18 protein-coding genes are annotated in these 12,799 nt (G+C 55.1%); 12 read left to right on the top strand and 6 right to left on the bottom strand.

Annotation, left to right across the window (positions count from 1 at the left end; all coding sequences use genetic code 11):
• Window positions 1–360: 360 nt before the first annotated feature.
• The 5 genes from C1Y41_RS05895 to C1Y41_RS05915 all read left to right on the top strand — a co-directional run bounded on the left by C1Y41_RS05895 (window position 361) and on the right by C1Y41_RS05915 (window position 2,534).
• Window positions 361–522 (top strand): DUF1317 family protein, encoded by a 162-nt coding sequence (locus tag C1Y41_RS05895; RefSeq protein ID WP_104085066.1) that lies wholly within the window; start codon window positions 361–363, stop codon window positions 520–522.
• A 10-nt stretch (window positions 523–532) separates the two neighbouring features.
• Window positions 533–1,060 carry a hypothetical protein gene (locus C1Y41_RS05900; RefSeq protein WP_104085067.1) on the top strand — a complete coding sequence of 176 codons (528 nt, stop codon included), beginning with the start codon at window positions 533–535 and terminating at the stop codon, window positions 1,058–1,060.
• The gene (locus tag C1Y41_RS05905) at window positions 1,060–1,275 is read left to right on the top strand and encodes a hypothetical protein (protein WP_104085068.1); all 216 of its coding nucleotides are present in this window, start codon (window positions 1,060–1,062) and stop codon (window positions 1,273–1,275) included. Before C1Y41_RS05900 ends, C1Y41_RS05905 begins: the two co-directional genes overlap by 1 nt.
• A gap of 164 nt (window positions 1,276–1,439) precedes the next feature.
• A complete protein-coding gene (locus tag C1Y41_RS05910) occupies window positions 1,440–2,195 on the top strand; it encodes a hypothetical protein (protein WP_104085069.1) in 756 nt (251 codons plus the stop codon).
• The gene (locus C1Y41_RS05915) at window positions 2,196–2,534 is read left to right on the top strand and encodes a hypothetical protein (RefSeq protein ID WP_104085070.1); all 339 of its coding nucleotides are present in this window, start codon (window positions 2,196–2,198) and stop codon (window positions 2,532–2,534) included.
• 267 nt (window positions 2,535–2,801) lie between these two features.
• Here C1Y41_RS05915 and C1Y41_RS05920 read toward each other — a convergent pair whose 3' ends face one another.
• Window positions 2,802–4,040 carry a site-specific integrase gene (locus C1Y41_RS05920; RefSeq protein ID WP_104085071.1) on the bottom strand — a complete coding sequence of 413 codons (1,239 nt, stop codon included), beginning with the start codon at window positions 4,038–4,040 and terminating at the stop codon, window positions 2,802–2,804.
• Between the two features lie 298 nt (window positions 4,041–4,338).
• Here C1Y41_RS05920 and C1Y41_RS05925 point away from each other — a divergent pair, with 298 nt between their 5' ends.
• Genes C1Y41_RS05925 through yciA form a run of 3 tightly spaced genes read left to right on the top strand, consistent with a single transcriptional unit; the run spans window position 4,339 to window position 6,143 of the window.
• Entirely contained in the window at window positions 4,339–5,073 is a 735-nt protein-coding gene (locus C1Y41_RS05925; RefSeq protein ID WP_039384626.1) for a YciC family protein, read from the top strand.
• Between the two features lie 59 nt (window positions 5,074–5,132).
• On the top strand, window positions 5,133–5,672 hold the full coding sequence (locus C1Y41_RS05930; protein ID WP_039384629.1) for a septation protein A: 540 nt from the start codon (window positions 5,133–5,135) through the stop codon (window positions 5,670–5,672).
• Window positions 5,673–5,726: 54 nt separating this feature from the next.
• Complete coding sequence (gene yciA / locus C1Y41_RS05935) at window positions 5,727–6,143, top strand: acyl-CoA thioester hydrolase YciA (RefSeq protein WP_039384631.1); 417 nt, start codon at window positions 5,727–5,729, stop codon at window positions 6,141–6,143.
• 45 nt (window positions 6,144–6,188) lie between these two features.
• Here the strand turns inward: yciA and tonB are convergent, their stop codons facing one another.
• Entirely contained in the window at window positions 6,189–6,932 is a 744-nt protein-coding gene (gene tonB, locus C1Y41_RS05940; RefSeq protein WP_104085072.1) for a TonB system transport protein TonB, read from the bottom strand.
• Window positions 6,933–7,136: 204 nt separating this feature from the next.
• Between tonB and C1Y41_RS05945 the strand changes: the two genes are divergently transcribed.
• Both C1Y41_RS05945 and C1Y41_RS20015 read left to right on the top strand, forming a co-directional pair.
• Window positions 7,137–7,433, top strand: coding sequence for a YciI family protein (locus C1Y41_RS05945; RefSeq protein WP_039384635.1), 297 nt, complete (start codon window positions 7,137–7,139; stop codon window positions 7,431–7,433).
• A gap of 3 nt (window positions 7,434–7,436) precedes the next feature.
• Window positions 7,437–7,607 carry a hypothetical protein gene (locus C1Y41_RS20015; RefSeq protein ID WP_158086426.1) on the top strand — a complete coding sequence of 57 codons (171 nt, stop codon included), beginning with the start codon at window positions 7,437–7,439 and terminating at the stop codon, window positions 7,605–7,607.
• Between the two features lie 20 nt (window positions 7,608–7,627).
• Here the strand turns inward: C1Y41_RS20015 and C1Y41_RS19865 are convergent, their stop codons facing one another.
• Window positions 7,628–7,801: a YciY family protein gene (locus tag C1Y41_RS19865; RefSeq protein WP_128083772.1), complete on the bottom strand. Its 174-nt coding sequence runs from the start codon at window positions 7,799–7,801 to the stop codon at window positions 7,628–7,630.
• A 163-nt stretch (window positions 7,802–7,964) separates the two neighbouring features.
• Here C1Y41_RS19865 and cls point away from each other — a divergent pair, with 163 nt between their 5' ends.
• Together cls and C1Y41_RS05955 are read left to right on the top strand one after the other, a co-directional pair.
• Entirely contained in the window at window positions 7,965–9,425 is a 1,461-nt protein-coding gene (gene cls / locus C1Y41_RS05950; protein ID WP_039384637.1) for a cardiolipin synthase, read from the top strand.
• A 35-nt stretch (window positions 9,426–9,460) separates the two neighbouring features.
• The gene (locus tag C1Y41_RS05955; RefSeq protein WP_199181676.1) at window positions 9,461–9,790 is read left to right on the top strand and encodes an HI1450 family dsDNA-mimic protein; all 330 of its coding nucleotides are present in this window, start codon (window positions 9,461–9,463) and stop codon (window positions 9,788–9,790) included.
• Window positions 9,791–9,853: 63 nt separating this feature from the next.
• Here C1Y41_RS05955 and oppF read toward each other — a convergent pair whose 3' ends face one another.
• The 3 genes from oppF to oppC are packed head-to-tail and all read right to left on the bottom strand — an operon-like array spanning window position 9,854 to window position 12,791.
• Window positions 9,854–10,858, bottom strand: a complete 1,005-nt coding sequence (gene oppF, locus C1Y41_RS05960; RefSeq protein WP_039384638.1) for a murein tripeptide/oligopeptide ABC transporter ATP binding protein OppF — start codon at window positions 10,856–10,858, stop codon at window positions 9,854–9,856.
• On the bottom strand, window positions 10,855–11,871 hold the full coding sequence (locus tag C1Y41_RS05965; protein WP_039384639.1) for an ABC transporter ATP-binding protein: 1,017 nt from the start codon (window positions 11,869–11,871) through the stop codon (window positions 10,855–10,857). The genes oppF and C1Y41_RS05965 overlap by 4 nt, the downstream gene beginning before the upstream one ends.
• A gap of 11 nt (window positions 11,872–11,882) precedes the next feature.
• Entirely contained in the window at window positions 11,883–12,791 is a 909-nt protein-coding gene (gene oppC / locus C1Y41_RS05970; protein WP_039384641.1) for an oligopeptide ABC transporter permease OppC, read from the bottom strand.
• Window positions 12,792–12,799: the final 8 nt, after the last annotated feature.

The following is a 12,799-nucleotide window of genomic DNA, read 5'->3' on the forward strand; positions in this document are numbered from 1 at the left end:
AATAAATAACCCGGCACACAACGGTGAGATCGCTGCATGAGTTATGACAGATGATCTAGGCAAAGAGGCTGCGCTTGGATAGCCAGTGCTCTCACCGTTGTGATGAATGCGGCTCAGCGCTCGCGGCAAACTGACTAATTCGTTTCGTGCGATGCAGTAAGTCTAAAACAGCGCCTCTCTGGGGGTTGTCAGTTTAACCAGAGCACCGGGAGGCACCCGGCATCACAACTTCTTTTTAGTGTGGAGAGCTGGCTGTGGGTTAATGCAGTAACCCACCAGCCTTTTTAAATAAATCCCTGAAGCTTTTATTGCCATGACTGGCAAGGGATTCATTCAGTTTGAATTCGTGTGGAGAACATTATGAACTCGCCTTATGACCATATTGTAGTAGGGATTATCACCCTTCCCTACAGCCATATCCTTAAGGGCTGGTTAATGCCTGACGGCACTGTTATCAGCAACCCGATCAAGGCGCAGTACGCAGCTGAGCGCCTCAACAACGCATCCCGCACTGTTCACTGAGGCCACCAGCATGCAAAAGAAATTATCGAGTAAAGAGCTGGTCGCCACCGGCTATCAGTTTGCTGCCAACCTGAGCTCTGACACTCCGCTGATCGACATGGCGAAGATGGTCAGCCAGCTGGCAACTCAGCTTGATGTGGCTCTGGTCGCTGCAGGTAAAGCTGGTAAGCAGCGTGATGCGGTCTTGGCTGAGAATGTTGTGAAAGGTGATGTTATCGAGCGCCTGATCGGACAGTTCAGCATGGCGGGCTACCACGCCGTTCAGAACTCGCTGAACCCGGCACAGTCACTTCTTCATGACGCGATGCAGGCTCAGAAAACACCGGCCACCGATGCCATGCTGAACGCGGTGCGTGCCGAAGGTGTGGAGATGTTTGTAGCGTTCAACCAGCAGCTGGCTGAGCGATATCCCACGGCAATGGTCAGCAAGTCGCTCGAAGTAATGGAGCTGAATGCAGAGCAATTTGTTATACGACTCCGCGCCGGAACCGAGACCACCTCTTCCCAATATGAATCACTGGCTAAGGATGGTGCGTGATGGCTAAGTCGCAGATGAAGCTTGCTAACAGAGCATGGCGCACAGAAACCAAAAAGCTTGGCTGGGATACAGGCTGGACCAAAGGTAAGCGTGCGTGGAAGTCCTTCTGTCGAGCAAATGCTGAGGTAACGGTTGAATGTCAGCATGCACCGTTTCTATCTCAAGAAGAAGCTAACGAAGCAGTTTATGAAGAATTGACGGAGTGGACACCATGAGCACTCGCGGCAAGATGTGGGCTGTTATGTGGGTAGCGTGCACAACCTTCTGGACGGGGGTGGCTTATGCAATCTGACATCAAACCGAAAGAGCGCCCGATCCTCTTAAACGCCGAAATGGTTCGTGCAGTGCTGGATGGTAGAAAAACGCAGGAGGGAAAGTGATGATCCATTATCACGGCGGGCCAATTACTCCTGACCTTGCCGCTTTGAAAGCATGGCGCGGGAAACATGCGTTTATCTCGTTTGCCCATCCTGAACAGCTCGGGCTGGCATCTGAAGCTTGCCAGTCATTCGCTTTGGATAATGGCGCATTCACCGCATGGAAAGCAGCTGGCCGAAACAAAATTGACTGGGCCGATTATTACGAGCTCGTAGCGCGCTGGAAAAATCATCCTGGATTCGATTTCGCAATAATCCCAGACGTAATTGACGGCGGCGAAGCAGAGAACGAGGCTCTGCTCGATGAGTGGCCGCACGGCGATTTTTACGGCGTGCCCGTATGGCACATGAATGAGAGCGATGATCGCTTTATTCGGCTTTGTAATGCGTACCCACGGGTAGCGATCGGCAGCTGCGGAGAATATGACGTGAAGCGTCCAAACCTTGCCGTAACGCGGATGAAAGACCTGATCCGCCACGTTACTGACGATTACGGGCAGCCCATTGCTAAACTTCACGGACTGCGCATGCTTAACCCACTCATATTCACAAAACTGCCTTTGTCCAGCGCAGACAGTACCAATGTTGCCAGAAACATCGGTATCGATAAGGCATGGTCAGGAGCATATGCGCCGGCATCAAAAGAGACGCGCGCAGCATTGTTGGTAGAGCGCATTGAGTCACACAACAGTCCTGGTGTGCTTTCATACTGCGAGCAGCGTGATCGCATCTCACTGCAAATGTCACTGGAGGTTTAAATGCCAAAATCCGCCTCCGAACGCAAAGCAGCGCAGCGTGCCCGCCAGGCCGCTGCCGGTGTGACAAAGATTGAACTGGTGTTGGATACTCATGAGTTAACGTTGCTGGCGCAGAACTGCGCCGCTCGGCGACCGGGCCGGGAGCCTTATGAACTGGGAGAGTATATTGCCCTGCTCATTCGCCAGGACGACGCCAGAGTGCGCAGCCGTATCAAGTCACTCAGCAAACGACAATGCAGTAAGTGCGGCGATCAGCTGCCAGTGCAGCATTGCCCGTGTAAGGGCCAGTCAGCCTGCTGGGTCTATCGCGGCTGGCATGAGACAAAATTGAAGCTGTGACATGTCACAGCATTAAAGCCTGATGCAGCAGGTAACGTGTGGAGAAACTATTGTGAGCGCAACTATGACTGATATCGACATTAAGACGCTTTTGCAGATGCCCTACCTGAATCTCACGGAGACAGCTTTCATGTTGCGTGTTGCTCCGCAGACGATCCGCAAATGGGTATCAATCAACGGGCGCACTCAGCTCCCGCATAACCCGTCATTTCCAAAACCTGTGCGGCGTGGTCGCCTGACGTTCAGAACGTGCGATATTCTGAACTATCAGGACGATAGTGACAGCACCGAAACCTTACCCTCGCCATAAACTAATGCAGTGACGCGCGCCCACCATAACGCATAGGCGCGCCGCTGCTCTTCTATATAGTTGTGCTTATCGTAGACCTGCCACACACCGGGTAACTTATGACCCAGCATCAGCTCTGCCACGTGTGGCTCAGTCAGCTCAGAGAAGTTTGTCCGGGCCGTACGGCGCAAATCATGTATGGTCCAGTGCTTCATCTCAATGCCCAAATGTCTCAAAGCTGTTTTCTGCAGACCTGGCGAAATGTCCGTGAGCGTTGCACGTCCCTGCGCTTTGTCTGTCTTGCCTGTCGTCATAACAAACTTACTGCGTGGCGATAAATCAAAGAGCTCTCGCAGCATCTCTTCAGCTTCCGGGATGATCGGCCGCACCAGAGGTTTTTTAGTTCGCCGGCCGTTTTTATGATGCGTGGGCGGAATGGACCAGAGTTTGGTCTCCAGGTCAAAATGCGCTTTTTCTGCATTTGCCAGCTCTCCTACCCGGCAACCGAACAACAGGCAGAGCTTAACCAGCAGCTGAAACTTCGGTGCTATCCTGCTCGCTTCCATTGCCCGGAAAATGGTAACTATCTCGTCATCGCTGAGCACCCTGTCACGCGATCCCTTTGTAATGTTCAAATCGGCCAGGCGCAAATCGCTCAATGGTGCCTGCTTTGCCAGGTTGCGGCGCACGGCCCAAAAGTGAGCCTGTTTGATATGGGTCAGCAGGGAGTCAGTGGTAGAAGGTTTTTTACGGGCCAGCGGCTCCAAGACATTGAGCCACATATGGATCGTAGCATCCTCATTCGGTATGTCACCGAGCTCAGGGAATATATGAAGCTCAAAAGCCCGTATCACCTCTACGTGAGCCTTTTTGTTAAGCCTGGCGTATTTGTCGTACCATTCACGGATCAGACCTTCTACAGTAAGCGACGTATAAGCATCCGTGCGTGCCAGCCGCTTAACCAGGCGTGGGTTTCGGTTCTGCTCCAACTCTCCTCTGAGACGCAGAACCTCTTCGCGCGCTTCTTTCAGAGACGTTGCCGGGTACGTCCCAATATCAACGCGCTCGCCCTTTCCATTCCAGCGGTAGCGATATTGAAAAGATATTTTGCCTTTGCAGGATATGCGGGCAGAGAGTCCGTCCCTGTCAGACTTCGTCTGAACTTTTTCAAATTCCTTACCCAGCATAGCGCGGAGTGCAGTATCAGATAGAGGCATTATGCATGTACACGAAATGGATTATGTACATCAGTATGTACACGTTTACGGAGCTAGTGAAGGGAAAAAACAGCAACAACCGGGAATAGTATTGCTGAATGTAACAGCCACAAAATCAAGAAAGCCCTGTTTTGGCGGCCTTAAAGGGAATAGTTGGGTATGGATTGCAATTGTAAGGAAGTGAATCTGTCATCTTTACCTGACATGACAGAAAGTTATGGTATTCCGGGTGCCAGCCTGACCGCTTAGCATGTACAATCGCCGGGTTAATTAACCCGGTTTTTTTCAAGGAGTGTACATGTCTATCACGGCAAGCTCGTTATACCGTGACACAGGAAATTTTTTGCGCCATCAGCTGGTCACTATAATGCTGATGGCGCTGCTGACCTCATTCATTACCGTGATTATCGGGCATGCGTTAACGCCTGATGATGAGCAGCTGTCGCTGCTGAGTCAGAGTGACAGCAGCGCATCCTCCCTGTTTGAACTGGTACAGAATATGTCTCCGGATCAGCAGCGTATACTGCTGCGCGCTTCCGCAGCAGGAACCCTGGCGGCGCTGATTGGTAATACGCTGCTGCTCGGCGGCATGCTTTGCCTGATCCCGCTGGTCTCCAGCGGTCAGCGCGTCAGTGCCCTGCGCGCTATCGGTACCGCTGCACCGCTGCTGCCTAAGCTGCTGCTGCAGACCTTTTTGATCACGCTGCTGGTGCAGCTTGGCTTTATGGTGCTGATGGTGCCTGGCATCGTGCTCGCTATCTTGCTCTCTCTGGCGCCGGTGATGCTGGTCAGTGAAAAAATGGGCGTAATCGGTGCCATGCGCGCCAGCCTGCGCCTGGCGTGGAAAAATATTCGCCTGATTGCACCCGCTATTCTGCTGTGGCTGCTGGCAAAAATTATTCTGATGTTCTTTTTCTCTTCGCTGACGGTATTGCCCGCCAATATTGCCTCCGTGGTGCTTAACGCGCTGGGCAATCTGGTTTCTGCCGTTTTGATTATTTATTTGTATCGGCTCTATATGCTGTTACGTTAAGGGTTACGGCGCTCCGCTGAGCGCTATAACCACAGGCTACTGTCCGGACTGGAAACGCTATGAAGCAGTTACTCGACTTTCTCCCCCTGGTCGTTTTCTTTGTTTTTTACAAACTCTACGACATCTACGTTGCATCGGGCGCGCTGGTGGTGGCTACCGGCCTGGCGCTGGTAGTGAGCTGGGTGCTCTATCGCAAGCTGGAAAAGATGACCCTGTTTACCTTTGTCCTGGTGGCGGTGTTCGGCACCCTGACGCTGGTGTTTCATAATGATGAATTCATCAAGTGGAAGGTCACCGTAATCTATTCGCTGTTTGCGCTCGCACTGCTCTACAGCCAGTGGTTCATGCAGCAGCCCCTGATCCAGACCATGCTGGGAAAAGAGCTGCAGCTGCCTGCCACGGTCTGGCGCCGGCTCAACATCGCCTGGGCGCTGTTCTTTCTGCTGTGCGGCCTTGCCAACATCTATGTTGCGTTCTGGTTGCCACAGCCGGTATGGGTGAACTTTAAAGTGTTTGGCCTGACAGGGCTGACGCTGCTGTTTACCCTGCTGAGCGGGCTCTACATCTGGCGGCAGATGCCCCAGCAGGAATCAAAATAGTCTTTCCATCGCCCGGCCAGCCGGGCTTTTTTTCACCTGCAGAAGAACTGAGCAATGAACGAGAAGCATAAGCAGCCCACGGGCGAAATGGTTTTGCGTACGCTGGCTATGCCAGCCGACACCAATGCCAACGGCGATATTTTTGGCGGCTGGCTGATGTCGCAGATGGACATGGGCGGTGCAATTCTGGCAAAAGAGATCGCTGAAGGTCGCGTGGTCACGGTTCGGGTCGACGGCATGAGTTTTCTGAAGCCGGTCGCGGTAGGCGATGTGGTCAGCTGCCATGCGCACTGCCTGCGCACCGGAAACAGCTCAATGACTATCAACGTTGAGGTGTGGATTAAAAAGGTTTCATCTGAGCCGATAGGCCAGACCTACTGCGCCACCGAAGCGGTGTTCGTTTACGTCGCAGTAGACAACAGCGGCAAGTCGCGTCCGCTGCCGGCAGATCGCGCTAACCGCAGCCACTGAGTGATGAAAAGCAGAGCGGCTTTTTCGGCCGCTCTGCTCTGCGCCCTACTCGATCTTCGCGCCGCCGTTAATACGGAAAACAATATTCATGGTGATGCCCTGGCCCGGCTGGCCCGGCTGGTAGCGCCACTTTTTAACCTGATCCCTGACGCTGCGCTCGAACATATTGCGCGGCTGTGCCGAAAGAATAGTGACGTTGCCAACCCGGCCGTCACTGTCGACATCAAATTTCACCCGTACATTACCCTCAATACGCAGCGCGGCCGCGCGTGCCGGATAGGCTGGTTTGCTGATGCTGAGCGCTTTCGGTCCGCTCGCTTTAACCGGTGCCGGAGCAGTGGCCGCTTTTGGTGCAGTGGCGGGCCGGGGCTGAGCTGCTGCGGTCTCCTGCCTGAACGGATCGGCCCGGTCCGGTGCCGGCTGACGGGGGGCTGGCGCCGGTTTTTTTTCTGCTTTTGGTTTTGGCTTCGGCTTAGGTTTCGGCTTCGGCTTCGGCTTTGGCTCCGGTTTTGCAATAGGAACCGGCTCCGTTTTTGGCGGCTCCGGGGCGGCCTGCGGCTCGGGTTCAGGCTCAGGTTGCGGTGCCGGTGCTACCACAGCCGGCGCAGGTTCCGGCTGCACCTCAGGCGCGACCATAGTGATGGCGATAGGCTGAGACGCGGCAGGCAGCTCACGGGACTGATGCCACGAGGCATAGAGAATGCCGGCAATAACGGACCCGTGCAGTACCACGGAGAGGATCAGTGAAACAGGCGTACGGGTCGGAAAAGGCGTTGTCAATGTCGTCATAGCAGCTGTGGTCATTGAGTGAGAAGATGATTTTAAATGCAAATAGCAATCAGTTTCAATAAGCAGCGTAAAAGTGCCCCGTTTCCTCTTTTTTTTAACCCCGCTTGCGCTGGCGCCGATTGCCCTGAGGTTTCGTTTGCACTCTGCCGGGCGATCCCTTAACGTGTCTCGCAATTTCGGCCAGTCTAACGGGAGTATCCCATCGTGCTTTACCTCATCTACGCGGAAGATACCGCAGATTCACTGGAAAAACGCAACAGCGTGCGCCCTGCGCACCTTGCTCGTCTGCAGCTGCTGCAGGATGAGGGACGACTGATTGTTGCCGGCCCGCTACCGGTGGTCGACAGCAACGATCCAGGCCCCGCTGGCTTTAGCGGCTCGGCAATTGTCGCAGAGTTTGATTCGCTGGAGGCGGCGCAATCCTGGGCTCAGGACGATCCCTATATCGCCGCTGGCGTTTACGAAAAAGTTACCGTTAAGCCGTTTAAGCGGGTATTTTAATTCGTGATGTTATCACTGCTGCTGCTACTGGTGGCACTGCTGCTTACCGGTCGTGCGCTCTGGATCTGGCGCCGTCAGGGCTGGCTCCAGGCGCGCCAGCAGATTGTCATGCTGATAGTCCTGGCGGCGGCGGCGCAGATCGTCAACATTACGCTGATGCTGCGCGGCCATTAACGAACCCAGCCGCGCCGGTCTCACATATTCTGCGTAATAAACAGAATTGAACGGCGCTGCTGCTGCGCAACCTGGTGACGAATGGCATGGATGCGCTTATAGCGACGCGACTGGCCCTCCAGCCAGCGGGCACGACGGCGATGCACCTGGCGTAACATTCTCCAGCGGGCCACTTCATTTCTGCTTCGTCTCATGACACTCTCTCAGTCCGGCATATTTCGGCACGCATTATAGTGATCTGCACAGAAATGCCAATTCGAAACCTTTATCGATAAATCTCAGGGCAGATTAAGGTTTCGCTACAGCGCATCAGCACGTAAACTTTGCCTATAAATGCGCGAACAGGATGTCCACTCAATGACCACCTTTTATACCCTGATCAGTTGGTTACTGCTGTTTGGCTACTGGCTGCTGATTGCGGGTGTAACGCTGCGTATTCTGATGAAACGTCGCGCAGTGACCTCAGCTATGGCCTGGCTGCTGATCATCTATATTCTGCCGCTGGTAGGGATTATCGCCTATCTCTCGTTCGGGGAGCTGCATCTTGGCAAGCGCCGGGCCGAGCGCGCCCGCACCATGTGGCCCTCTACGGCTAAGTGGCTCACCGACCTCAGGCAGTGCCGGCATATCTTTGCCACCGAGCACAGCGACGTTGCACGCTCGCTTTTTGATCTCTGCCGGCACCGGCAGGGGATCGCTGGCGTCAAAGGCAATCAGCTGCAGCTGCTGACCAGCAGCGATGAGGTGATGCAGGCGCTAATCCGTGATATTCAGCTGGCGCGTCATAATATCGAGATGGTGTTCTATATCTGGCAGCCAGGCGGCCTGGCTGACGATGTGGCGGAGTCGCTGATGGCAGCCTCACGCCGGGGCGTGCACTGTCGTCTGATGCTCGATTCTGCCGGCAGCGTCGCCTTTTTCCGTAGCCCATGGGCAAATATGATGCGTAACGCCGGGATCGATGTGGTTGAGGCGCTGCAGGTCAGCCTGCTGCGTGTCTTCCTGCGGCGTATGGATCTGCGGCAGCACCGCAAAGTCGTGCTCATCGACAACTACATCGCCTACACCGGCAGCATGAACCTGGTCGATCCGCGTTTCTTTAAGCAGGATGCCGGTGTCGGGCAGTGGATCGATCTGATGGCGCGGATGGAGGGGCCTGTTGCCACCACAATGGGGATCGTTTACGCCTGCGACTGGGAGATTGAGACCGGTAAGCGTATTCTGCCTCCGGCACCAGACGGCAACATCATGCCGTTTGAACAGGAGAGCGGCCACACTATTCAGGTTATCGCTTCCGGGCCGGGTTTCCCCGAGGATATGATCCATCAGGCGCTGCTGACCGCGGTTTACTCCGCGCGCGAGCAGCTGATCATGACTACCCCCTATTTTGTTCCCAGCGACGATCTGCTGCACGCTATCTGCACGGCTGCGCTGCGCGGCGTAGAGGTCAGTATTATTGTCCCGCGTCACAACGATTCACTGCTGGTTGGCTGGGCCAGCCGGGCATTCTTTACGGAACTGCTGGAAGCGGGCGTAAAAATCTATCAGTTTGAAGATGGCCTGCTGCATACCAAAAGCGTGCTGGTTGACGGGCAGCTCAGCCTGGTGGGCACGGTGAACCTTGATATGCGCAGCCTGTGGCTCAATTTTGAGATCACCCTGGTGGTAGATGATGATGGTTTTGGCAGCGATCTCGCTACCGTGCAGGATGACTATATTGCCCGTTCGCGCCTGCTGGACAACGCCCGCTGGGCGAAACGTGCCTGGTGGCAGCGCATCGTTGAACGACTGTTTTACTTCTTTAGTCCATTACTGTAAAACGAGCGGAAAGATTACCGCCGCAGGATAAGCACATGACCATGGATTTAGACAACCGCCTGACTGATGATGAAACGCTGGAGCAGGCCTACGATATTTTTCTGGAGCTGGCGGGCGATAACCTCGATCCGGCTGATATTATTCTGTTTAACCTGCAGTTTGAAGAGCGTGGCGGCGCAGAGCTGTTTGACCCGTCGGAAGACTGGCAGGAACATGTTGATTTTGACTTAAATCCCGACTTTTTCTCAGAGGTTGTGATTGGTCTGGGTGAGGCCGATGGCGAACCTATCACGGATGTGTTTGCCCGCGTGCTGCTCTGCCGTGAGAAGGATCATAAGCTCTGCCATATTCTCTGGCGCGAATAAGTCAGCCATAAAAACGCCGGGCCTTTGCCCGGCGTTTTGCTATTCAGAGCCTGCTGACTGACGTCAGAGCGGATCTACCTTCAGGCAGGATACCGCATGGCGGAAACTGCCCTCCAGCAGCGGGCGGGTTTTGGCACATTCCGGCCCGGCAATCGGACAGCGGGTACGAAATACGCAGCCTGAAGGCGGATTGATTGGCGAAGGCAGCTCTCCGTCCAGCAGCTGGATCTGTTTATTCTTCTCCAGGTCAGGATCGGGGATCGGCACCGCCGACATCAGCGCCCGGGTATAGGGATGCTGCGGATCGTTGTACACCGCATCATAAGTACCCAGCTCAACGGCATGGCCCAGATACATCACCAGCACGCGATCGGAGATATGTTTCACCACCGCCAGATCGTGCGCAATAAATATCAGCGACAGCCCCATCTCGCGCTGCAGTTTCTGCAGCAGATTCACCACCTGCGCCTGGATAGAGACATCCAGAGCCGAGACTGGCTCATCACAGATAATCAGCTTCGGCTCCAGGATCAGCGCGCGCGCAATACCGATACGCTGACACTGGCCGCCAGAGAACTCGTGCGGATAGCGGTTGATAAGATTCGGCAGCAGGCCGACTTTCATCATCATCGCTTTGACCTTGTCTCTGACTTCCTGACGCGGCATTTTGGGATAATAGGTGCGCAGCGGTTCAGCAATAATGTCGCCAATGGTCATACGCGGGTTCAGTGACGCCAGCGGGTCCTGAAAAATCATCTGAATATCGCTGCGGGCCTGACGCCACTCTTCCGCGCTCTGCCCCAGCAGATCGCGTCCCAGCCAGGCGACACGCCCTTCGGTCGCTTTCACCAGCCCGATGATAGCGCGCGCCAGCGTCGATTTACCGCAGCCCGATTCGCCTACCACACCCAGCGTCTCGCCCTCATACAGCCGCAGGCTGACACCATCCACCGCTTTCAGCGTCTTCGGCGGCTGCCAGAACCACTGTTTGCCATCTTTGATCTCAAAATGTACTTTAAGATCGGCTATCTCCAGCAGTACTTTTTTCTCTTCCACAACGGTGCTCATACTAACTCCTCCACCGGTTTGAAGCAGGCGCGCAGGCGTCCGTCGGCAAACGGCTCCAGCGGCGGCGAAGCGGCACATATCTCCATTGCATAAGCGCAGCGTGGCTGAAACGGACAGCCCTGCGGCAACCGCAGCAGGTTTGGCGGATTGCCGGGAATGGTCGTCAGAGACTCACCCTCTGCATCGAGTCGCGGTACCGCATTCAGCAGCCCGATAGAGTATGGATGCGCCGGCTGATAAAACACATCGCGGGCACGGCCATACTCCATGGTGCGCCCGGCATACATCACCAGTACTTTGTCGCAGATCCCGGCTACGACGCCAAGATCGTGCGTGATCATAATGATGGCGGTGTTAAATTCGCGTTTCAGCTCATTAAGCAGCGTCATGATCTGCGCCTGAACCGTTACATCCAGTGCAGTGGTGGGCTCATCGGCAATCAGCAGCTTAGGACGACACAGCAGCGCCATGGCAATCATCACGCGCTGGCGCATCCCGCCCGAAAATTCATGCGGATACATCTTCATCCGCTTCCGCGCTTCCGGCATCTTTACCGCATCCAGCATGCGTACCGACTCTTCAAAAGCCTGCGCGCTGTTCATGCCTTTGTGCAGCTGCAGAACTTCCATCAGCTGCTCCCCTACCCGCATATAGGGATTGAGCGAGGTCATGGGGTCCTGAAATATCATGGCAATCTGCTCCGCACGCAGCTTGTTCAGCTTGCCTTCGGGCAGGTTCAGGATCTCCTGTCCGTTAAAACGTGCCGATCCGTCAATGCGGCCGTTCTTTGCCAGCAGCCCCATCAGCGCAAACGCCGTCTGCGATTTGCCGGAGCCTGACTCACCTACAATGCCAAGGGTTTCCCCGGCACGCAGTGAAAAATTGAGATCGTTGACGGCGGTAACGTCGCCGTCGTGCGTGGTAAAGGTTACGCGCAGATCCTGCACATTAAGCAGCAGCTCCGGGCTTCCCGCCGGCACAGCACGCGCTGGCGTTGTGGTTTCAAAACTCATCGGGAAACTCCTTAGCGATCTTTCGGGTCGAGGGCATCACGCAGACCATCGCCGATAAAGTTAAAGCAGAATAGCGTGACCACCAGAAAGCCGGCCGGGAACATCAGGAGCCACGGAGAAACCTCCATCGAGTTCGCTCCGTCACTCAGCAGCGCGCCCCAGCTACTGAGCGGCTCCTGCGTCCCCAGACCCAGGAAGCTCAGGAAAGATTCAAACAGAATCATGCTGGGCACCAGCAGCGAGGCGTAGACCACTACGACGCCCAGTACGTTAGGCACAATGTGGCGCAGCACGATACTGGCCGTGGAGACGCCTCCTACCTGAGCCGCTTCGATAAACTCTTTGCGTTTTAGTCCCAGCGTCTGACCACGCACAATACGCGCCATATCGAGCCAGGAGACCATGCCAATGGCGACAAAGATCAGCAGAATATTGCGGCCGAAAAAGGTCACCAGCAGGATCACAAAAAACATAAACGGAAAGGAGTTGAGGATCTCCAGAATACGCATCATCACCGAGTCGATTTTGCCACCGAGATAGCCCGCCAGCGAGCCATAGAGCGTTCCCACCAGCACCGCAATCAGTGCAGAGGCGATGCCCACCATCAGTGAGATACGTCCGCCAATCGCCACCCGCACCAGCAGATCGCGCCCGGAGGAGTCCGTTCCAAACCAGTGGCCTGAAACCGTATCCGGCGGCGACGACATCATCGCCCAGTCGGTATCATCATAGTTAAACTGCGCCAGCATCGGCGCAAACACCACAAACAGGGCAATCAGCAACAACACCAGCAGGCTGATCAGCGCCGCACGGTTGTGAATAAAGCGGCGGCGTGCATCCTGCCACAGGCTGCGCCCCTCCACCTCGAGCTTTTCGCTGAAGGCATCCACCACGTCACTGTTTTTTTTGCTTAACATCATGAGCGTGC

Origin of the sequence: Pantoea sp. ICBG 1758 (assembly GCF_002928325.1) — a bacterium.
In the GTDB taxonomy this organism is placed as follows: Bacteria; Pseudomonadota; Gammaproteobacteria; order Enterobacterales; family Enterobacteriaceae; genus Pantoea; species Pantoea eucrina.